We start from the raw sequence: 22325 nt of genomic DNA on the forward strand, positions 1-22325 counted from the left end.
AGAAAAGAGGGTAAAAACAAAAACAGGAGATGTACTTTTAAATACATCTCCTGTTTTTAAGACTAAAACTAACTAACCGCTTACAGCGAATACTTAAAAGTAACCCCGTAAGTTCTTTGATCACCAATAACCCCAGCATATTGTCCCGCGTTACCACCCGCTGGCAATAATTGCTCGTAGTAATCTTTGTTCAACAAGTTACGTCCCCAAATCTGAATAGACAAACCTTGCGAAGCACGGAAACCTAAACGAGCATTAAAGATGGCATAACCTTGAACAACCAAATATTTAGAAGCCGAAGGGCTTGAAGAAAATTCTGAACGAGCGTATCCATCAGCAGCAAAGAAGATTTTTCCAGCATTACCAAAGAATTTTGCATTATCCGAAAGTTCACCACCAAGAGAACCAGCCCATCTAGAAGCGCCCGGCAAATCAGTTCCAGACACATCTTTAAAAGCTACTTGAACTCCATTAACAGTAAGTCCTGTGTCTTCTAGTGGAAGCGGTGCATTTGTAAATTTTACATATTTGCCATCTGTATAAGTAGCAGCACCATTAATTGTTAAATGTGAATTGATAAAAAAGCTTGCATCCAATTCTACACCTCTTACTCTAACTTTATCTGCATTGGCTAGATAACCACGATTTACTCCTGGTTCTGCAGCCTGAACGTTTGTTTGGAAATCTTTTATCTCTGTATTAAAAGCAGTTAGGTTGAAGATAGAGTTTTTGAATGGAGACGTTTTTACACCAACTTCAAAATGATTTACTTTTTCTGGCTTGATTACAGCAAGCTCAGTCATTGGCTGTCCTGACGAATTTGTCGGAAGCCCAGCTACGTTTACTCCAACTGGCTTATAGCTCTTCGCATAAGTTCCATAAACATTGATTTTATCAGTTGCTTTGTAAGTAAGTGTTATGTTTCCAGAGAAATCGGTATTATCAGTACTAGAATCAAATGCCTGATCTGAATAGACTTGTTTTTTTAATGCTAATAACGCTGGATCAGTAGTTTGAAGACCTCCATAAGTTGTACGAGAATAATGTGCATCTTTTTTATCAAAGTTGTATCTCAAACCTGGTAAAATATGGAAACGATCTGTTACAGCCCAATCGATTTGACCAAATACTGCTGCACTCGAAGCTCTAATTCTTGCATCTGTTTTAATTCCGTATCCTTCAAATAAACCTGGAGTTTTCCATAACGCGCTTGTAGAACTTTGAGAAAATCTCCATTGTGCATTTCCAGATTCTTCAGTACCATCAGTTTGAGAAGTTTGATCAATAAAGAAAACCCCTCCAACACCGCTGATTCTTGATGTTAATTGTCCAGCGTAACGAACTTCTTGTGTAATTTGTGTTTGTCTTGTTGGGTTTTGAGATTTAGCTAAAACCTGTAATCCTGTAAAATCCCTGTCGTTTGACGGATCCCAGTTCCAAAAACGCCATGCAGTTGTTGAGGTTAAAGTTCCAGAGCCAATTTTAGTATCAATGTTTAAAGAAACCCCTCCTAAATCCTGATTAGAACGCCATGGTGTATCCTGATCAATTTTACGATCAAAAGCATTCTGGCTTGGCAACTGATAGTTTAAATCAGCAATAATAGCATCAAATTGACGATAAGCGGCTCTTTTAGTAGGAGCAACACCAGCTATAACCTGTGCATATCCATCAGGACGTTGTGTTGTCAAATCTCCGGCAAGAATGATATTAGTGTTTTCAGTTGGAGTCCATAATAATTGTCCTCTAAAACCTTGATTGTTTAAAGTATTTGTAGCTCTTCCTGTAGCAACATTATCAATTAATCCGTCACGCTGTGTTCCAGAGAAAGAGATACGACCTGCTACTTTTTTACCTAATGCTCCAGTTATAGAAGCTTTGGCTTGTAAAAAAGCATAGTTTCCGTAACTAACTTCAAAATCGGCACCTGGCGTAAAGCTTGGCTTACGAGAAGTAATATTGAAAGCTCCAGAAGTAGTGTTTTTTCCGAATAAAGAACCTTGCGGACCACGTAAAACCTCAATTTGTTCTACATCAATAAAATCTAAAGTTGTCGCAGCCGGACGAGCGTAATACACTCCATCAACATAAAAACCAACTCCAGGATCGATTCCATCATTTGTTAATCCGAATGGAGAACCCAAACTTCTAATGTTGATTCCGGTATTTCTTGGGTTAGAAGAATATAATTGTACAGAAGGAACCAATTCTTTAATACGATTTACGTTAAAAGCTCCTGCTTGTTCTGCTTGTTTTCCCGTAACAACAGAAACCGCAATAGGCACATCTTGTGCTTTTTCGATTCTTCTTCTTGAAGAAACTACAACTTCAACAAGCTGGTTTTCTTCATGTAAAGTTATGTTAATCGGAGAAACAGGAATAGCAGTAAGTTCTAGTTCTGCTGTTTTATATCCGATATATTGAATTAAAATTGTTACAGGTAATTTTCCTTTAGATTCGATAGAGAATCGTCCTTCAGAATTTGTTATAGTACTTAAAGTAGTTCCTTTAATAACCACGTTAGCAGCTTCTAAAGGAATATTTTGATCATTGGTTACAACTCCATCAATGTTTTGTGCGAATGAGATTGAGAATGTTAAAACTGCAAGTATTGTAAAGATATTTTTTATAGATGTTTTCATTTTTATATTAAGTATATGTGATTAGTAGAATTTAAAATTAAATTTTTTTTACCAACACATACACATCATCAATGAAGCAGATTTCACAGTTGTGAATTCAGTATTATAATTTTGCAAAAGACTTTTTACACCAGATTGACTTGAATGTAGTTTCATGAGTTAAAATTTTGTAAATGATTAGTTAATTATTTTTGGCAAATATATAATATAAATTCTATCGATTTACTAGGATATAGAAAATATTTTTTTATTTTTTTACTAATGAGGCGATTGTGATGCCTTCCATAGCCTTTAAAGTTTTGTCTCTAATAAGCATTAAACCGTGACGCAGACTGCATTCGTCTTCGGTTTTGCAATCGGAGCAAGGCTCGTAAAAATTTAAAGATGCACAAGGTAAAAGTGCAATTGCGCCGTCAAATAATCGGTGAATTTCGGCTAAAGTAATGTCATTTTTAGATTTTATCAGATAATAACCGCCAAATTTTCCCTGCTTACTGCTCACAAAACGTCCTCTTTTTAGATCTAATAAAATCTGTTCTAAAAACTTTTTAGGAATATTGGCTCCATCAGCAATTTCTACAGTTCTAGAAATGTGATTTTCCTCTTGTTCTGCTAAATAAAGTAAGGCCTTAAGGGCATATTTTGCTTTATGTGATAACATCTATTAAATTATGAATTATAAATTGTTAATTATGAACGACAAATTTAAGCTAAAATAAGCACAAACTAAAATCAGTGTGAAGCCAACATGAAACATTGAACCTGAAACATTGAACCTGAAACATGAAACGTAAAACATGAAACATGAAACCTGAAACAAAAAACATTACCAGCTTCCTCCAGAACCACCGCCAGAGAATCCGCCTCCGCCAAATCCACCGCCGAAGCCACCGCCACCGCCAGATGATCCGCCGCCAAAGCCTCCGAAACCGCCTCCGCCGCCACTTCTTCCGAGATTACTTAAAATAATGACATCAAGAAGACTTGGTCCGCCGCCACCGCTGTTTCCAGAATTACCGCCGCCACGTTTGTTTCTAGAAAGTAAAATCAGGATAATTACCACAATTACGATAAAAGGAAGGATTGGAAAACTTTGTCCTTTACTGCTTTTTTTGCGCTCGCCTTTATATTTTCCTTTAAAAACGTCAAATAAGGCGTCAGCACCTTTGTCTAAACCTCGGTAATAGCTTCCTGCTTTAAACTCAGGAATAATAATATTTCGGGTAATTTCACCGCCAATTCCCGCAGTTAATCTGTCTTCTAATCCATAACCTGGCGAAATCCAGATCTTTCTTTCGGTTTTAGCCAATAAAATCAAAACCCCGTTATCTTCTTTTGCTTGTCCAATTCCCCATGTATGAGCCCATTTTGGTGTCAGAATTCCGATATCTTCTCCTTTTAGGCTTTCTATCGTAATAACGACAATTTGGGTTGAGGTAGAATCAGAATAACGAACTAGTTTTTCTTCTAATTGTGTTTTTTCAGAAGCACTTAAAACATTCGCGTAGTCATAAACCGAAGTTTGAAAACTTGGTTTCTCGGGAATGTCAAATTGTGCAAAAACACTTGAGAAAGTAAAAAAAGCGATTAAGAAAAAGGATAATTGAAAGATTCCTTTAGAATTTAAAGTTGTAATAGTGGAAAGTTTCATTTGTTATCCTTTAGAGATTTCATTAGATAATTCGTTTACATCATCTTCAGATGAAGGGAAATATTTTTTTAATTGTTCGCCGGCGTTTAAAATGCCATCAACAATTCCTTGTTTAAAATTTCCCGATTTAAAATGGTTGATCATAACATCTTTGGTACAATCCCAAAAATCATCAGAAACCAAATCATTAATTCCTTTGTCACCGCAAATCACAAAGTTTTTGTCATCAACTGCAAAATAGAGTAATACTCCATTTTTAAGACGTGTTTCATCCATTCGCAATTCATGAAAAACTTCTAAAGCTCGATCATAATGAGCTTTAGAAGTTGTTTTTTCTATATGTACTCTAATTTCGCCAGAAGTATTTTCTTCAGCTACACGAATTGCTTCAACAATTTCTTGTTCTTCTTCTTTCGTTAAAAAATCTTCTACTTGTGACATGACTAATTTTAGAGTTTAGATTGTAGATTTTAGATTTAGATTGTTTTGTCTAAAAACTTTCTTAGAATTTTACTTCAACTGGTTTATCTGCTCCAGTAGATGCTTCAAAGTATGGTTTTTCTTTGTATTCGCTCAAGAACCAATTATTAGGAATCTTTAAAACATAACCGTTGTAAACCTGAACAGACTCGTTAAAACGCGTTCTTGCAGTAAGAATTTGGTTTTCTGTACTTGCCAATTCATCTTGTAACTTCAAGAAGTTTTCGTTTGCTTTTAACGTTGGATACTGCTCAACAGAAACCAATAATTTTGATAAAGAAGAAGTTACGCCGCTCTGTGCTTGGTTAAATTGTGCCAATTGTTCTGGAGTTACATTACTTGGGTCAATTGTTACAGAAGTTGCTTTTGCACGAGCTTCGATAACAGCTGTTAAAGTTCCTTTTTCAAAATCTGCAGCACCTTTTACAGTGTTTACTAAGTTTCCGATAAGGTCATTACGTCTTTGGTAAGCCGTTTGAACATTTCCCCATTCTTTGTTTACTGCTTGACTGTGTTGTAGCGCAGTGTTTTTAATTCCAATTGACCAAAAAGCAATTATCGCGATCAATGCAACAATAATTCCTACAGGTATTAACCATTTTTTCATATTAGTTTAATTTAAGTTTATTTCAATTTTTAATTACAATTCGTTTTTGATGTCGTTTAATTGTGTTTTTATGGATTCTAATTTACGTATAATTTCGAATTTATCTAACGTTTTTTTCTGGCCTTCTTTCAAGTGAATTTTGGCACCTTCGAGCGTAAAACCTCTTTCTTTTACCAAATGATAAATCAGCTGTAAATTGGTAATATCTTCTGGCGTGAACATTCTATTGCCTTTTGCATTTTTTTTAGGTTTTAGAATATCAAATTCGCTGTCCCAAAATCGTATCAAAGAAGCATTGACATTAAAAGCTTTGGCTACTTCGCCAATGCTGTAATATCTTTTGTCTTTAGAAAGTTCAATATGCATGATTTGTTTTTTTCTATTTTATTTCAAAAATACTATTTTTTTAACAATACTAATCTAATGATTGATTTTCTTGATTAGCCATTTGCGAAATCGCCACATATTCTACTGCCGAAATATTTCCGTAGTAAAAGTTTAAAGGATTCACGACTTTTCCGTCTTTATGAACTTCGTAATGACAATGCGGGCCTTCAGATCTTCCTGTGCTTCCCACATATCCAATCACATCACCGCGTTTTACGCGTTGTCCCGGACGGCAGTTGTATTTACTCATATGGGCGTACAAACTTTCGTATCCAAAACCATGCCTGATCACAACATGATTTCCATAACCAGATGCCGTATTATCTGCTCTTTCGACTACTCCGTCTCCTGTAGCGTAAATTGGTGATCCAGTATTCGCAGTAAAATCCATTCCGTTATGCATTTTTCGCACTTTCGTGAAAGGATCAATTCTGTATCCAAATCCAGAAGCCACACGTTTTAAATTTTCATTCTGCACAGGCTGAATCGCCGGAATGGCTAATAATAAATTTTGTTTTGCTCCAGCTAATTTTAAAATTTCATCCAATGATTTTGATTGAATTGCGAGTTCCTTAGAAAGTTTATCAACTCTTTTAGTTGCGTTTGTAACCAATTGCGAATTATTATAACCTTCCAGTTTTTTATATCGATTTGGATCTCTAAAACCCGCTTTTCTAATAGAATCTGGAATTTCGGATTTATTAAAATATACTCGGTAAATGTTATTATCTCTTTCTTCTAAAGCTTCTGCAGCTTCATCAATTTCATCTAATTTTTTGTTTAAAATCGAATATTGGAGTTTTAAATTTTCAATTTCACGTGCCTGCAGTCGATCTTTTGGCGTTTCAAAATAAGGAGTGTTAATTAATAAAACGAAAACTAAAAATCCGAACAGAGCTGAGGCCACTAAAAACAGTAATGCGTAACCGATTTTTATTCTTTTTCTGGTTTTTATTTTCGTATAAGCCAGATTTTCTGAGTCGTAATAATATTTTACTTTCGCCATATTTTAAAATACGCTATTTTTGCAGCTTATAAAATCAATTAGTCGAACAAAATTGCTAAATGTTTCAATTGTTGACGGCTTTTTTACAAGAACAAAATAATTTGATAATTTGGGGGAATTACATAATTATATAATGCGCAAAATAGGGAATTTATTGTTTTAAACTATAAGTTTTTTAATTTCAATTTTAAAATAAACGCATCATCGAATGAACTAATTATCTAATTGTCACATTATCAAATTAACACATTTTAAACAGACACATTTTCTAATTTAAATATGAAATCACAAGACGTACGTAAACAATTTTTAGATTTTTTTAAAAGCAACGGACACTTAATCGTTCCGTCGGCTCCTATTGTGCTTAAAGATGATCCAACTTTGATGTTCAACAACTCGGGAATGGCCCAGTTTAAAGAATTTTTCTTAGGAAACGGAACACCAAAAAGTCCAAGAATAGCCGATACGCAAAAATGTCTTCGTGTTTCAGGAAAACATAACGATCTTGAAGATGTAGGTTTTGATACATATCACCATACAATGTTTGAGATGTTAGGAAACTGGTCTTTTGGTGATTATTTCAAAAAAGAAGCAATCAACTGGGCTTGGCAGTTATTGACAGAAGTTTATAAAATTCCAAAAGAGAATCTTTATGTTTCTGTTTTTGAAGGAAGCAAAGAAGATAATGTTCCGTTTGATCAAGAAGCTTGGGATATTTGGAAAACATTAATCGACGAAGACAGAATTATTCTTGGAAATAAAAAAGATAATTTCTGGGAAATGGGCGATCAAGGACCTTGCGGACCTTGTTCTGAGATTCATGTTGATTTACGTCCAGAAGCTGAAAAAGCTTTGGTTACAGGAAAAAGTCTTGTAAATAACGATCACCCGCAAGTGGTTGAAATCTGGAATAACGTATTTATGGAATTCAACCGTAAAGCAGATGGTTCTCTAGAAAAACTTCCAGCACAGCACGTTGATACCGGAATGGGATTTGAGCGTTTATGTATGGCTTTACAAGGAAAAACATCAAATTACGATACAGATGTATTTACCCCGCTTATTGAAAAAGTAGAGCAGATTACAGGCTTAAAATATACGTCTGATGAAGTTAAAAACATCAGCGAAGAACAAAATAAAACAAACATCGCAATTCGTGTTGTTGTAGATCACGTTCGTGCAGTGGCGTTTGCAATTGCAGACGGACAATTGCCATCTAACACTGGTGCAGGTTATGTAATTCGTAGAATTTTGCGTCGTGCAATTCGTTACGGATTTACATTTTTAGGTACAAAAGAGCCTTTTATCAATAAATTGGTTGAGGTTTTAGCAAACCAAATGGGAGAATTTTTCCCAGAAATCAAATCACAGCAGCAATTGGTAACGAATGTAATTCGTGAAGAAGAAGCTTCTTTCTTAAGAACGCTTGATCAAGGATTGCAGTTGTTAGAAAATGTTGTAAGTGAAACTTCTGGAAAAGAGGTTTCTGGAGCTAAAGTTTTTGAATTGTACGATACTTTTGGTTTTCCAAAAGATTTAACGGCTTTGATTCTGAAAGAAAAAGGATTCTCTTATAATGAAGAAGAATTTGAGTCTGAATTACAAAAACAAAAAGCACGTTCTCGCGCTGCTTCTGAAGTTTCTACAGAAGACTGGAATGTTTTGATTCCTGGAAATGTGGAAACATTCGTTGGTTATGATAAAACAGAAAACGAAGTAAAAATAACTCGTATCAGAAAAGTGGATTCTAAAAAAGATGGTATTTTGTACCAAATCGTTTTAGACAACACGCCGTTTTATCCAGAAGGAGGAGGTCAAGTTGGAGATAAAGGAACACTTGTTTCTGCAAACGAAACAATCGAAATTATCGATACGAAAAAAGAAAACAACTTAATCTTGCATTTTGCAAAACAGCTTCCAGAAAATGTAGAAGCAGGCTTTGCAGCAAAAGTAAATACAGATTTAAGAACATCAACTTCTAAGAATCACTCGGCTACGCATTTGATGCATTTGGCTTTGAGAAACATTTTAGGAACGCATGTTGAGCAAAAAGGTTCGTTGGTAAATCCAAATTACTTGCGTTTTGACTTTTCGCATTTCAGCAAAGTTTCTGATGAAGAAATTAAACAAGTTGAAGCTTCTGTAAATGCTCAAATTGAAGCGCAGTTACAGTTGGTAGAACACAGAAATATTCCGATCAAAGAAGCTTTAGATAAAGGCGCAATGGCTTTATTCGGCGAAAAATACGGTGATACTGTTCGTATGATCGAGTTTGGAGACAGTAAAGAATTGTGTGGAGGTATTCACGTGAAGAATACAGCTGATATCTGGCATTTCAAAATTATTTCTGAAGGTGCTGTTGCAGCTGGAATTCGTCGTATTGAAGCAATTACTGGTGAAGCAGTGAAGAATTTCTATGTAAATCAGGAAAATACCTTAGCAGAGATAAAAGAAACGCTTAAGAATCCGCAGGATATTTTAAAATCGGTTGCTTCTCTTCAAGATGATAATGCTAAATTGAAAAAACAAGTTGAGCAATTATTAAAAGAAAAAGTAAACGCTTTAAAAACAGTTTTAGAAAATGATTTCCAAGAAGTAAACGGTGTAAATTTCCTTGCCAAACAAGTAGATTTAAGCATGGCTTCGACTAAAGAATTAGCACAGGCAATTGGAAGTTCTAAACCAAATGCTTTTGTTTTCTTGGCTTCTATTGAAGACGGATTGCCAAATATTCACTGTTATATCACAAAAGAATTAGCAGCAGAAAAAGGCTTAAATGCTAACGCAGTTATTAAAGAATTAGGAAAATACATTGATGGAAATGGAGGAGGACAACCTTTCTTCGCTTCTGGAAAAGGTAAAAATGCTTCTGGAATTGCGGAGGCGCTTTCTAAAGCAATTGATTTTGTGAAGTAAGCTTCTAAGTTTTCTGTTGCAGAATAAAAGAATAAAAAATACATAGACAAGATCTATTTTTAAATATGAATTGCCTCCAGCTTTAGCTGGAGGTTTTTTTATGACAATTTTAAAGGCTTTAGCCAAATATTTCGGCTAAAGCCTTTACTTGATCTGATTTTAAATCCCCCAGCTAAAGCTGGAGGCAATTCATTTTCATTAAAAACAAAACCCGACAGGTTTTTAAAACCTGTCGGGTTAAATATCAATAGTGTTCGGAAGAAAAACTTAGAAGCTTAGCTCCTTAACATCTTAGTAACTCAGATTACTTTCTCTCCCCAATCTGCTGGCGCCACATTGCGTAATACAATCCTCTTTCAACAATTAAATCCTCGTGTTTTCCTTGTTCGATGATTTTTCCTTGTTCTAAAACAAAGATTCTATCAGCATGCATAACGGTAGATAAACGGTGAGCAATTAAAACTGTGATTCTGTTTTTATCTGAAATATTTCTGATGGTGTCGTTGATTTCTTCCTCAGTAATAGAATCTAGAGCAGAAGTTGCTTCATCGAAAATCAATAAATTCGGATTTCTTAAAATAGCTCTAGCGATAGACAAACGCTGTTTTTCACCGCCCGAAACTTTAATTCCGCCTTCACCGATTGTAGTGTTTAGACCATCTTCAGCACGTTTTAAAAGTTTATCGCAACTAGCACGTTTTAAGGCGTCGTATAATTCTTCATCGGTTGCATTTGGCTTCACAAACAATAAATTTTCGCGAATAGTTCCCGAGAATAATTGTGCATCCTGCGTTACAAATCCGAGTTGTTTTCTTAAATCTAGTAAATCAATTTCGGTAGAGTCAATATCATTATATAGAATTTCCCCTTCGGCTGGTGTATATAAACCAACTAAAAGTTTGACCAAAGTAGTTTTTCCGGATCCAGAAGGTCCGACAAAGGCGACAGTTTGTCCTTGTTTAATTTCGAAATTAATATTTTCTACTGCTTTGAATTTTGCTGTTCTATGTTGAAAACTAACATTTTCAAAAAGCAGTTTCTGAATTGCCCCAACATGTTTTGGTGTTTTCGGACGAAATTCTTTTGGAGCATTCAATAAGTTTTTGAAATTTTCCATCGAAACTTTCGTTTCATTCAAAGCAATAATAAAGTTTCCTAATTCCTGTAAAGGTCCAAAAATGAAGAAAGTGAAGAATACCATTGTCAATAAATCGCCGACAATAATTTTTCCGCCAAACAAGAAATAATACAAAGCAAAAACAACGCAGGTTCTTAAAAAATGAACTGTTGTCCCTTGAATAAAACTTAAACTTCTAATGAAACGGATTTTTTCTAATTCTAATTGTAGAATTTTGAAAGTGTTCAGATTCAGACGTTTTTCTTCTTGATACGTCAGACCAAGACTTTTCACCAATTCGATATTTCGTAAACTTTCGGTTGTAGAACCCGCAAGAGCATTGGTTTGATTTACAATTTTTCGAGAAACGATTTTGATTTTCTTTCCTAAATACAAACTCACCAAAGCGATAATTGGAGCTGTAATTAAGAAGATAATAGAAATTCTAAAATCAATTCGGGCAACGTAAACGATAACGAAAATGAATCCGATTATGGTTTGAAAAATCAAAGAAATCGAAAGCGTAATTAATTTCTCAGAATCAATTCTAACTTTTGTCAATTTACTTAAAGTTTCACCACTTCGCTGGTCTTCAAATTCGGCATACGGAAGATCAAGAGATTTTTTGATTCCGTCTGTGTACATCTGCGCTCCTGTACGTTGAATTACAACGTTTGTGAAATAATCTTGGAAGTTTTTGGTAATTCTCGAAATCATTGCAGCACCAAGCGAAAGCCCAAGCCAGAAAGCCAATGATCTGATAAAACCCATTTCGTTTCCTTTGTATTTTGCGAGACCAACCCCGCAATCCTGCATTAATTTTCCTGTAATTACAGAATCTGATAAGCTAAAACAAATGTTGATGGTAGCCATAATCAAAGCAAAAAACAATAACATTTTATGTTTGATAATGTAGGTATATAATAATTTCATATAAGATTTAAAAAAAATGGAAGATGCAAAAGTAAGCAATTGTTTTAGTTTGTGTTTATGTTTTTTGTTATTAAAAATGTAATTTTTTAACGCTGTTAAGTTCCAGTAAAAGTTGGTGTTTTTTTGTTTTTCTATGAAAGATGTTTTTTAAGATTTAGGTATTTAAAAAAAAAAGAAAATTATTCTTTGTAATGTGGAATCCCGTAAGGTTTTCGTTTTTGGTTGTATTACGTTTGTTGTAACAAATTTAACCTATAAAAAATGAAAAAATTTTTACTTCTTTTTGGAGTTTTGACGATGTCATTAACCTCTTGTTCAAGTGATGATTCTTCTTCTGAATCAACTGATACTGTTTTATTGAAAAAAACAATTTTGACCGATTCTGATGGTGAAAAAATCACCACAACTTATACCTATAACGGAAATAAAATTGTCAGTATGGTTGATGATTCTGGAGACGTAGGACTTTATTATACTTACACAGACGATTTAATTACCAAAATCGAATTTAAACTTCCTAATGGGACTCTTGAGCAGGTAAATACTTATACTTATGATGCAAACAAAAAACTTTCTGTTTTTGTTCGATCTGAACCTACAGATAAGTTGGGCTCTAAAACAGTTTACACTTACAACAGCGACGGATCTGTTTCTGCAAAAAATTACATAGGAGATGATAAAACACAAACTTCTTTTAATGGAGAATCTAAGGTCTTTTTTACTAACGGAGAAATAGTAAAAATAACATCAGACTACAGTCCAGATAAGAGTTTTACTCATGATGATAAATTCAATCCCATGAAAAATGTTTTAGGAATGGATAAGCTTGCTTTTGAGGATAGTGATGCTGATGGAGTCGTACATAACATTGTTTCTGAAAAAGATTTAGGTTCTGACGAAATAATGGCTACTTACGTTTTTACTTATAATGCTGCTAATTACCCAACAAAATGTGTAGAAAGCGAAGAAGGAGAAATCGCAACTACTGAGTTTTTCTATTAAAAAAGAATACAATTATCAATGAGCCAGAACTATTCGTTCTGGCTTTTTTTGTGTCTAAAAATAATCGAAATTTGTATAAAAGATAAATCATGCAATTCAGAACCCAAATCCCAATTCAAAAAAGTAATACTCCAATCGATTATAATTCGAAAATACTTTCTATTGGGTCTTGTTTTGCAGAAAATATGGCGGAGAAATTTGATTATTTTAAATTTCAAAACGAAACCAATCCGTTTGGAATAATTTTTAATCCCGTGTCGATTGAGAAGATTATTCATAGAGTAATTCATCTGGAATTTTATCAAGAGAAAGATGTGTTTTTTCACAATGAACGCTGGCATAGTTTTGAAGTTCATTCAGATTTAAGCAATGCAGATCGTCAAGAACTTTTAGAATCTTTAAATAAAGCCGTTCAGGAAACGCATAAACAATTAAAAGAAGCAACCCATATCATTATTACATATGGAACTTCTTGGATTTACAGAAGTTTAGAAATTGACGAAATTGTGGCTAACTGTCATAAAGTGCCTCAAAAGCAATTTTTAAAAGAATTGTTATCGGCAGAAATGTTGCAGAAAAGTATTCAAAACACAATTGATTTCATTCAGACTTTAAATCCAAACATCAATTTCATTTTTACGATTTCTCCCGTACGTCACATTAAAGATGGTTTTGTTGAAAATCAATTAAGCAAATCGCATTTATTTACAGCTTTACATTCTAATCTAAAATCTAAAATCGACAATCAAAAATTGGAATATTTCCCGTCGTATGAAATCATGATGGACGAACTTCGCGATTATAGATTTTATAACGAAGATATGCTGCATCCAAACCAAATTGCGATTGACTATATCTGGAAAGTTTTTAGCGAAAATTATATTTCAGAAAGCAGTTTTCCGATAATGAAAGAAGTAGATGAAATCCAGAAAAGCCTGCGTCATCGCAGTTTCAATCCCGAATCAGAACAGCATCAAAAGTTTTTGTCCAATCTCCAGCAGAAAATCACTTCATTAGGAGAAAAAATGCCCCATATAAAATTCTAATCGGCATATAGTCAATAAAATAAAGAGAGAAAAACTTTGCACCTCTGTCCCCCTGCGACTTTGCCTCTCAAAAAATAAAAAGTAAGAAAACATCTATTTGTTCGTAAAATTTTAGAATAATCGCCTGAAATTATGTAAATTGTTAAGATTTAAATTTTACATTTTTGTAAAATGTATAACTCTGCTTTTTTCAGAAGCAATTTAATCTTGTATTTTATTGACGTATGAATAAGAAAACGACTCATTTTCTAAAAAAAACATTACGGGTACTTCTTTGGTGCGTCGTTTCTATAATTGCACTTTTACTTCTTCTTACCATTTTAATTCAAATTCCGTCAATCCAGAATTTTGCTAAGGATAAAGCCATTTCGTATCTTCATAAAAAGATAAAAACCAAAGTTTCATTAGACAAAATATTAATCAAATTTCCAAAAGATGTAGTGCTGGAAGGTTTTTATTTTGAAGACCAGAAAAAAGATACTTTGCTGGCAGGTAAACGATTAGAAGTTGATGTTGATCTTTTCAAACTCGTAAGCAGCGAACTCGAAATTAATTCAGTTTCACTAGAAAATACAACTGCCAATATTTCTCGAAACAAAGATGGAGTCTTCAATTTTGATTATATCATAAAAGCTTTTGAATCGAAAGAACCAAAAGTCGAAGATCCCGACAGCAAACCTTTTAAAATTTCCGTTGTAAAAGTCAATCTTGATAAAATCAATTTCAATTTTAAAGATGATTATTCTAAAAATGATGTTCGCGTAAAGCTGACTCATTTTGATACTAAATTCAACAAATTTGATTTGGATGGAATGGACTTTGATATTCCGAATATTGATTTAAACGGATTAAAAGTGGTTTTGAATCAAGATGTTGTGGAGAAAATAGCTGAGGTTTCTATAAAAACGGTCGATACAGTTTCAAAACGACCAGACTTTAAACTGAAACTTGGCAAAATTGCGTTGTCAAAAATTGATATCGCGTACGATAATAAAGATTCTAGACTCGATTCTGGAATAAAATTAGGAAACTTAAATTTAGCAGTAAATGAAATCGATCTTACAAAACAGCTTTTGGATTTTGATACTTTTGAAGTTAAAAATCTTAAAGGAAATTTACGTCTGGGTGCAAAAGATAAGCAAATCCAAGCACCAAACCTCGACACTACAGCCATAAAACAAGCAGGCTGGAAAGTAAAATTAAATCAAGTTGATTTAGAAAATATTGCTTTTAAATTTGATGATATGCAGTCGAAACCTGTTGCAAAAGGAATCGATTACGCGCACATGGATTTAAGTAAATTCAACTTTGAAGCCGAGAAATTGTATTACTCAAGCGATACGATTTCGGGAAATATCAAAACCTTAACGGTAAATGATAAAAGCGGTTTACAGATTCAATCGCTAAAAACCGATTTCTTTTACGGTCCAAAAAATGCTTCTTTGGACAATCTTTATTTAAGAACACCGCAGACGCTTGTTCAGGATAAAATTGTTGTACAATACGCTTCTCTTAAAGCATTGAAAAAAGATTTGGGTAATTTGAGTCTGGATGCCAATTTAAAACAATCTAAAGTTGGTTTTAAAGACATTTTGCTATTTGTTCCTGATCTGCAAAAGCAAAATCCGTTTAAAAGTAATCCAAATGCCGTTTTGAGTTTGAATGCCAGGGTAAACGGAAAAGTAAAAGATTTGAATATTGCGCAGTTTGAAATGAGCGGCATCGGCACCACTAAAGTTTCCCTTTCGGGGAAAATCAAAGGATTGCCTGATGCTCAAAAATCGTATTTTGATTTAGATATTAAAAAACTTTCAAGCACTTCAAAAGATATAAATTCGTTTGTGCCGGCGGGAACAATTCCGAAGAATATTCAGATTCCGTCACAAATTAGTTTGACAGGAAAGTTTAAAGGTTCGATTCAGAATTTTAATACGAAGCTGGCTTTAAACAGCAGTTTTGGAAATGCAAAAGTAGACGCACTTTTTGATCAGCGAATTAAAAATAAAGAGAAATACGACGCCACGGTTTATTTATTAGATTTTGATTTAGGAAGATTAATCAAAAATGATTCGATCGGAAAAATTACGCTTAAAGCGAAAGTAAAAGGAACAGGATTAGACCCAAAAACGGCAAATGCTGCGATTGATGGTTTGGTAAAGAAAGCTGTTTTTAATAGATATACGTACAAAGATTTAGCATTAAAAGGAAATATAGAAAACGGTTCTTTTGCAGTACAATCGGGAATGAAAGACCCGAATCTGAATTTTGAATTAACTGCAAGTGGTGACACAAAAGATAAATATCCGTCTGTAAAATTAAAACTGAATTTGGATATTGCTGATTTAGAAAAATTGAATCTGCATGCCGGACCAATGAAATTGCGTGGAAATGTAGATGCCGACATAGCCAACAGTAATCCGGATTTCTTGAACGGAAAAGTATTTCTTTCAAACATTCAGATTTTAAAAGATGCTGAGCCAATTGTTCTAGATTCGATTCGAGTTTTTGCTTTCGCAGATAAAGACAGCAATTCGATTAAAATTTCATCTCAATTTTTAAAAGCAGAAGTGGTCGGAAAATACAAACTGACGACTTTAGCCAATTCAATTCAAAACTCTTTATCCAAATATATTGATCTTCAGAATCCAAAGGTAAATGCAGAAGCAGACGAGCAGCGTTTGGCATTTACGCTGAAAGTGGATAACGATCCGATTTTATTTAAATTGTTGCCAAAACTTACCGGTTTAGAACCTTTTGCAATTACAGGAAATTATAACAATCAAACCGATTCGTTAGCGGTAAAAGGAACGATTCCGAGAATTGTTTATGCTGAAAATACGATTTCGGATGCCAGAATTAATATCGAAGCGAAAGAAAATGCGCTGGAATATTTAGTTTCTGTGGCAGGAATCGAAAGCGGTTCTTTGAGAATTCCGTTTACAAGTCTTTCAGGAAATGTGCAGAATAATATTTTGACTTATGCGCTTGAGGTAAAGGATGCGAAAGAAAAACAGCAATATTATATTGCTGGAAATCTGAATCATGAAAACGCGAAAAACATCTTTAAAATTGATGCAGAATCGTTTGTACTGAATTATGATAAATGGAGCATTGATCCCGAAAATTCAATTGAATTTGGAGATAAACGACTTTACATCAATAAGTTTTATTTGGACAATGCCGGAAATCAATTAAAGATACAATCGGAAGGAAGTGAAAATAACGCTCCGCTTAAAGTGGAGTTTGTAAACTTCAATATCGAAACCATTATGAACATCGTCAAAAAAGACGAGAAACTAATGCAAGGTTTAATAAACGGTTCGGCGGTTGTTGAAAACGTTATGACAAGTCCAACTTTTACATCCGATTTGAAAATTGATGATTTTACTTTTAAAGGCGAAAAAGTAGGCGATTTAGAAGTAAAAGTTGACAATAAAACTGCGAATACACTTGCTGCAAATGTGGCTTTAAGTGATGAAGGAAACGATCTAAAATTAACTGGAGATTATCAACTAGACGCCGGAACTTTTGATTTGGATTTGAATATCAATAAGCTGAATATCAAAAGTATTCAAGGTTTTAGTATGGATAATATCAAAGAAGGAACTGGTTATTTATCGGGGAATTTTAAAGTTACAGGAAGTACGTCTGCGCCTCAGGTTAACGGTGAATTAAATTTTAATGATGCTGGTTTTAGAGTGACGCAATTGAACTCTTATTTTAAAGTTAAACAGGAAAAAATTGCCATTAATAACGGAACCATTTCATTTGATAAATTCTCGCTTTTAGACGAAAATGATAATGAATTGTTTGTAGACGGAGATATTAAAACACCTGATTTTAAAGCGTATAATTTCAATTTATTGGTTGCTGCGAATGATTTTAGAGCCATAAATTCGAAAGCTGCAGATAACGATTTGTTCTACGGCGATTTGTTTTTAGATACCAAATTAAACATCAAAGGAAACCTAGACGCACCAGTTATTGACGGTACGATTAAAATCAATAAAGAAACTAAATTTTCAGTTGTTTTACCGCAATCCGATCCGTCAATTGCAGATCGTGAAGGAATTGTAGAATTTGTTGATGAAGATAATATGTATCTGAAACAAACGGTTGAAATGCAAAATCAGCTTAATCAATCGGAGCTAAAAGGCATGAACGTCAATGTCGCTATTACAATCGATAAAGAAGCCGAACTGAATTTGATTATCGATAAAGGAAATGGAGATTATTTAAAACTAAAAGGAGAAGCAGAATTAGTCGGTGGAATCGATCAGTCTGGAAAAACGACTTTAACGGGTAAATATGAGTTCAGCGAAGGTGCCTACGAAATGAATTTTAACGGAATCAAAAGAAAATTCGAACTTCAAAAAGGCAGTTATATTACTTGGAATGGTGAACCGACAATGGCAAATGTAAATATTACAGCCATTTATAAAGCCAATGCAGCGCCGATAGATTTATTAGGAAATCAATTGTCTACAATGGATCAGGCAGTGCGAAACACGTATAAACAAAAACTTCCTTTTAATACGCTGCTTAAAATGAATGGGGAATTGATGAAACCTGAAATTTCGTTTGGAATTGAACTCCCAGATGGTAATTATGATGTTTCGTCAAATGTTGTAGAAACGACACAAAACAAATTAAAACAGCTGGAACAAGATCCAGCAGAATTAAATAAACAGGTTTTTGCGCTGTTATTATTGAATCGTTTTGTGGGTGAAAATCCGTTTGCGAGTGAAAGCGGCGGTACAAGTGCAGAAACGCTGGCAAGACAGAGTGTGAGTAAAATTCTTTCGCAGCAATTAAATAATCTGGCAGGCGAATTAATTACTGGTTTTGAAGTGAATTTTGATTTAGAATCCACAGAAGATTACACAACTGGAGCTAGAGAAAATCGTACCGATTTGAACGTAGCTGTTTCTAAAAGATTACTCGATGACAGATTAAAAGTTACGGTAGGAAGTAGTTTTGGTGTTGAAGGTCAAGAACGTGCCAACGAAGAAAGTACAAACATTGCCGGCGATGTTGCATTAGATTATCAACTTACAAAAGACGGACGTTATATGGTTCGCGCTTATAGAAAAAATCAGTATCAAGTTGCAGTCGAAGGTCAGGTTGTAGAAACTGGTGTAGCTTTTATTATTACGATGAGTTACAATAAATTTAGAGAGCTTTTTCATCGTACTGAAGCTGAAAAAGAAATTATTAGAGAAGAAAAAATCCGTAAAGAGAAAGAAAAGCAGAAAAAAAAGGAACAGAAGGAAAAGGAGAAACTGCAGGAAAATCAGGAAGAAAATAAAATTGAAGGAAATGAGCAAAAAACATAATCATACAACAAGCCGTTTTACAAAGTGTGTGGCACTGTTTTCCTTGTTTTTTGTTTTAGGATGCAGTAATACGAAATACCTTCCAGAAGGCGATTTTTTGTATGTGGGAGGTTCTGTAAAGGTTAAAGATTCGGTTATTAAAAAGAAAGACAGAAAAGCGCTGGAAACAGAACTGGAAGGTTTGTTACGACCAAAACCGAACAAATCAATTTTAGGTTTACGTCCGAAATTATGGTTTTATAATATTGCTGGAGAACCTAAAAAACAAAAAGGATTTAGATATTGGCTTAAAAATAAAGTGGGAGAAGAACCTGTACTTTTCAGTAAAGTAGATTTAGATTACAATTCTTCCGTTTTACGAAATTATACCGAAAACAAAGGCTATTTTAAAACCCGTGTCAGCGCCGATTCTACTGTTCGAAACAAAAGAGCTACGGCAGAATATATCGTAACGCCAAGAAAACAATACATCATCAAAAGCGTGACTTTTCCAGATGATTCGCTTAAAATGTCAAAAATAATAGGTCGTTCAAGCCGAAGAAGTCTTTTGAAAGTTGGAAAACCATACGATCTGGATTTGATAAAAGCCGAAAGGGAACGTATTGATGCGAGATTAAAAGAAAAAGGATATTACTATTTTAATCCCGATTATCTGTTGGCGCAGGTGGACAGCAGTAAAGGCGATCATGAGGTGAAAATTAAAATTGTAATCAAAAACGAAACACCGGCAAAGGCGCTGAGAGCTTACACAATCAATAATATTTTTGTGTATCCAAATTATTCGCTGGCAAACGATACAATGGTTTACAGAAAAAAAGATATTCTGCAATACAAAGATTTTACAATAATTGATACCGCGGATACTTTTAAACCAAGAGTTTTTGACCGCACGATTTACTTTAAAAAAGGCGATTTATACAACAGAAAAGATCATAATTTAACCTTGAACCGATTTGTAAATCTCGGAACTTTCAGCTTTGTTAAAAACGAATTTAAACCTTCTGACAGTATTGACAATGCTTTGGATTCTTATTATTATTTAACGCTTCTGCCAAAGAAATTCATTCGAGTTGAGGTTTTAGGGAAAACGAATTCAGCAAGTTATACAGGAACAGAAATCAATCTGAATTGGAATAATCGAAACTTTTTTAGAGGCGCAGAATTGTTTACAGCTTCTGTATTTGGCGGTGCCGATTTTCAGCTGGGTGGCCCTAATAAAGGAAAAAATATTTATAAAATCGGAGGAGAAGTCAGTTTGACTTGGCCGAGATTTATTGTGCCTTTTTTCCGTATTGAAGGAAACAGCGAATTTGTACCAAGAACTAAAGCGACACTTCGTTACGAATACCAGAAAAGAACGCAATTATATGCACTGAATTCTTTTAATACTTCGTTTGGTTATTTGTGGAAAGAAAACCTTCGAAAAGAACATCAATTAAATATAATTGATGTAACATATGTAAGTCCGAATCATGTAACGCCCGAATATTTAGCTGATATTCAAGCTGATCCAGCCTTAGAAAAAGTAATTGAAAAGCAATTGATTTTTGGACCAACATATAATTATACCTATACGAATACCATGCAGAAGCGCCGAAAAAATACGATCTATTTTAATGGCGAATTGGATTTGGCTGGGAATATTACAGGTTTGGCCAGTGGGGCAGATTATCCAAATAATGTTAAAACAATATTTGATGTTCCGTTTAGTCAATACGTTAAAATCAAAACCGATTTCAGACATTATTTAAAACTTGGAAAAGAAAGCGAATTAGCCAGCCGACTAATTGTAGGGGCAGGATTTGCGTACGGAAACTCAAGAACACTGCCAACATCTAAACAATTTGTTGTTGGAGGAACCAATAGTATTCGCGCCTTTAGAGCGAGAACTTTAGGACCGGGAAGTTACGTTATTCCGCCATCTACAAATATCAATTATACGCCCGATCAATCGGCAGATTTGAAGTTAGAATTCAATACAGAATATCGTGCAAAATTGTTTAGTATTGTGAGAGGCGCGGTGTTTTTTGATGCAGGAAATATTTGGCTTTTACATGCCGATCCCGACAAACCTGGAGCAGAAATCTCAAAAGATTTTATGAAAGAAATTGCCGTTGGAGCGGGAGTTGGTTTGCGTTTCGATTTATCGTTCTTGGTTTTAAGAACAGATTTAGCAATTCCGCTTAGAAATCCTTCGCTTCCAGACGGACAAAGATGGATTATAGATGATATTAATTTTGGAAGCGGTTCATGGAGAAAAGACAATCTGATTTTGAATATCGCAATTGGATATCCTTTTTAATTTTTTAGCCACGACTCGAGCGATAGCGAACAGGCGAAGCAATTCACGAATTAGCACAAATTTCTCTTTTGTGTTTTTCAATTTCACAAATTAAAATTCGAAAAAATTAAAATCTAAACGCTCCAAGAAATTAGTGTAATTAGTGAAATTTGTGGCGAAAAAAACTAAAAAAAAGAAGTAAATTGGTCTAAAATATTTTATTCGAATGCAAAACTTGATCAAGAGAATTTTAGGAATCACGGTAATTGTTGTACTCATTGTTTTGGCTTTTAAATACTGCCAATTCAAAAAAGACGACGATTCTGGAATGGAGTATAACACCAATCTGATTCAGCAGCAGATTCTTAATGTTGGAAAATTGGTTGTTACCGAAGGACATTTCTCTGAAGTCGTGACTTATAAAAACCAGCAAAAGTATTTTCTTGATATGCTTTCCTTTGAAAAGAAAGCCTTAATTGTGGTCAATGCAGATGTTACAGTCGCGTATGATTTGCATCAGATGAAGTATGATATTGATGAAAAAAACAAAACCATTACAATTCTAAATATTCCGAAAGAAGAAATTAAAATCAATCCTGATATTAAGTTTTATGATGTAGAACAAAGTAAACTCAACCCATTTACAGGAGACGATTATAATAAAATCAACAAATCGGTAAAAGCCAATCTGGCTAAGAAAATCGAAAAATCTTCACTTAAAACGAATGCTCAAAATCGTTTAATCAGCGAATTGTCTAAAATCCTAATTTTAACCAATTCAATGGGCTGGAAATTGCAGTATAACGGAAAAACTATTGAATCCGAAACAGAGTTTGGTCAGGATTTAAATTCAAAACTCTAAAAAAGAATCTCGCAAAGACGCAGAGTCGCAAAGTTTTTTCTCAATAAGTTTGCTTTGCG

At 34.1% G+C, this 22325-nt stretch carries 14 protein-coding genes; 6 read left to right on the top strand and 8 right to left on the bottom strand.

Features of this window, described 5'->3' with window-relative positions:
- Positions 1-80 precede the first annotated feature (80 nt).
- The 7 genes from ACFSC2_RS15720 to ACFSC2_RS15750 all read right to left on the bottom strand — a co-directional run bounded on the left by ACFSC2_RS15720 (position 81) and on the right by ACFSC2_RS15750 (position 6773).
- Positions 81-2642: a TonB-dependent receptor gene (locus ACFSC2_RS15720; protein WP_379814429.1), complete on the bottom strand. Its 2562-nt coding sequence runs from the start codon at positions 2640-2642 to the stop codon at positions 81-83.
- A 247-nt stretch (positions 2643-2889) separates the two neighbouring features.
- Positions 2890-3303: an RrF2 family transcriptional regulator gene (locus ACFSC2_RS15725; protein WP_379814428.1), complete on the bottom strand. Its 414-nt coding sequence runs from the start codon at positions 3301-3303 to the stop codon at positions 2890-2892.
- Between the two features lie 165 nt (positions 3304-3468).
- Positions 3469-4293 (bottom strand): TPM domain-containing protein, encoded by an 825-nt coding sequence (locus tag ACFSC2_RS15730; protein WP_379814427.1) that lies wholly within the window; start codon positions 4291-4293, stop codon positions 3469-3471.
- A 3-nt stretch (positions 4294-4296) separates the two neighbouring features.
- Positions 4297-4734, bottom strand: coding sequence for a TPM domain-containing protein (locus ACFSC2_RS15735; RefSeq protein WP_379814426.1), 438 nt, complete (start codon positions 4732-4734; stop codon positions 4297-4299).
- Positions 4735-4795: 61 nt separating this feature from the next.
- Positions 4796-5380, bottom strand: coding sequence for a LemA family protein (locus ACFSC2_RS15740; RefSeq protein WP_379814425.1), 585 nt, complete (start codon positions 5378-5380; stop codon positions 4796-4798).
- Positions 5381-5413: 33 nt separating this feature from the next.
- Positions 5414-5746 (bottom strand): MerR family transcriptional regulator, encoded by a 333-nt coding sequence (locus ACFSC2_RS15745; RefSeq protein ID WP_091492704.1) that lies wholly within the window; start codon positions 5744-5746, stop codon positions 5414-5416.
- 49 nt (positions 5747-5795) lie between these two features.
- Complete coding sequence (locus ACFSC2_RS15750; protein ID WP_379814424.1) at positions 5796-6773, bottom strand: peptidoglycan DD-metalloendopeptidase family protein; 978 nt, start codon at positions 6771-6773, stop codon at positions 5796-5798.
- A 279-nt stretch (positions 6774-7052) separates the two neighbouring features.
- Here ACFSC2_RS15750 and alaS point away from each other — a divergent pair, with 279 nt between their 5' ends.
- Positions 7053-9689 (top strand): alanine--tRNA ligase, encoded by a 2637-nt coding sequence (gene alaS / locus ACFSC2_RS15755; RefSeq protein ID WP_379814423.1) that lies wholly within the window; start codon positions 7053-7055, stop codon positions 9687-9689.
- 304 nt (positions 9690-9993) lie between these two features.
- Here alaS and ACFSC2_RS15760 read toward each other — a convergent pair whose 3' ends face one another.
- Complete coding sequence (locus tag ACFSC2_RS15760) at positions 9994-11739, bottom strand: ABC transporter ATP-binding protein (RefSeq protein WP_379814422.1); 1746 nt, start codon at positions 11737-11739, stop codon at positions 9994-9996.
- A gap of 261 nt (positions 11740-12000) precedes the next feature.
- On the opposite strand from ACFSC2_RS15760, the gene ACFSC2_RS15765 reads away from it, so the two are divergent.
- From ACFSC2_RS15765 to ACFSC2_RS15785, 5 genes are all read left to right on the top strand, one after another.
- On the top strand, positions 12001-12741 hold the full coding sequence (locus ACFSC2_RS15765) for a hypothetical protein (RefSeq protein ID WP_379814421.1): 741 nt from the start codon (positions 12001-12003) through the stop codon (positions 12739-12741).
- Positions 12742-12830: 89 nt separating this feature from the next.
- Positions 12831-13787, top strand: a complete 957-nt coding sequence (locus ACFSC2_RS15770; RefSeq protein ID WP_379814420.1) for a GSCFA domain-containing protein — start codon at positions 12831-12833, stop codon at positions 13785-13787.
- Between the two features lie 224 nt (positions 13788-14011).
- Positions 14012-19123 carry a translocation/assembly module TamB domain-containing protein gene (locus tag ACFSC2_RS15775; RefSeq protein ID WP_379814419.1) on the top strand — a complete coding sequence of 1704 codons (5112 nt, stop codon included), beginning with the start codon at positions 14012-14014 and terminating at the stop codon, positions 19121-19123.
- A complete protein-coding gene (gene tamL, locus ACFSC2_RS15780) occupies positions 19107-21425 on the top strand; it encodes a translocation and assembly module lipoprotein TamL (protein ID WP_379814418.1) in 2319 nt (772 codons plus the stop codon). The genes ACFSC2_RS15775 and tamL overlap by 17 nt, the downstream gene beginning before the upstream one ends.
- A gap of 205 nt (positions 21426-21630) precedes the next feature.
- Positions 21631-22266 (top strand): DUF4230 domain-containing protein, encoded by a 636-nt coding sequence (locus ACFSC2_RS15785; protein ID WP_379814417.1) that lies wholly within the window; start codon positions 21631-21633, stop codon positions 22264-22266.
- Positions 22267-22325 lie beyond the last annotated feature (59 nt).

This window comes from Flavobacterium artemisiae, assembly GCF_042678225.1.
In the GTDB taxonomy this organism is placed as follows: Bacteria; Bacteroidota; Bacteroidia; order Flavobacteriales; family Flavobacteriaceae; genus Flavobacterium; species Flavobacterium artemisiae.

What these genes read in the sequence shown, in the direction of transcription:
- ACFSC2_RS15765 (WP_379814421.1), top strand. Translation starts at nt 12,001, where the DNA reads ATGAAAAAATTTTTACTTCTTTTTGGAGTTTTGACGATGTCATTAACC.
- ACFSC2_RS15760 (WP_379814422.1), bottom strand. Translation starts at nt 11,739, where the DNA reads ATGAAATTATTATATACCTACATTATCAAACATAAAATGTTATTGTTT.
- alaS (WP_379814423.1), top strand. Translation starts at nt 7,053, where the DNA reads ATGAAATCACAAGACGTACGTAAACAATTTTTAGATTTTTTTAAAAGC.
- ACFSC2_RS15735 (WP_379814426.1), bottom strand. Translation starts at nt 4,734, where the DNA reads ATGTCACAAGTAGAAGATTTTTTAACGAAAGAAGAAGAACAAGAAATT.
- ACFSC2_RS15770 (WP_379814420.1), top strand. Translation starts at nt 12,831, where the DNA reads ATGCAATTCAGAACCCAAATCCCAATTCAAAAAAGTAATACTCCAATC.
- ACFSC2_RS15720 (WP_379814429.1), bottom strand. Translation starts at nt 2,642, where the DNA reads ATGAAAACATCTATAAAAAATATCTTTACAATACTTGCAGTTTTAACA.
- ACFSC2_RS15730 (WP_379814427.1), bottom strand. Translation starts at nt 4,293, where the DNA reads ATGAAACTTTCCACTATTACAACTTTAAATTCTAAAGGAATCTTTCAA.
- tamL (WP_379814418.1), top strand. Translation starts at nt 19,107, where the DNA reads ATGAGCAAAAAACATAATCATACAACAAGCCGTTTTACAAAGTGTGTG.
- ACFSC2_RS15785 (WP_379814417.1), top strand. Translation starts at nt 21,631, where the DNA reads ATGCAAAACTTGATCAAGAGAATTTTAGGAATCACGGTAATTGTTGTA.
- ACFSC2_RS15740 (WP_379814425.1), bottom strand. Translation starts at nt 5,380, where the DNA reads ATGAAAAAATGGTTAATACCTGTAGGAATTATTGTTGCATTGATCGCG.
- ACFSC2_RS15775 (WP_379814419.1), top strand. Translation starts at nt 14,012, where the DNA reads ATGAATAAGAAAACGACTCATTTTCTAAAAAAAACATTACGGGTACTT.
- ACFSC2_RS15750 (WP_379814424.1), bottom strand. Translation starts at nt 6,773, where the DNA reads ATGGCGAAAGTAAAATATTATTACGACTCAGAAAATCTGGCTTATACG.
- ACFSC2_RS15745 (WP_091492704.1), bottom strand. Translation starts at nt 5,746, where the DNA reads ATGCATATTGAACTTTCTAAAGACAAAAGATATTACAGCATTGGCGAA.
- ACFSC2_RS15725 (WP_379814428.1), bottom strand. Translation starts at nt 3,303, where the DNA reads ATGTTATCACATAAAGCAAAATATGCCCTTAAGGCCTTACTTTATTTA.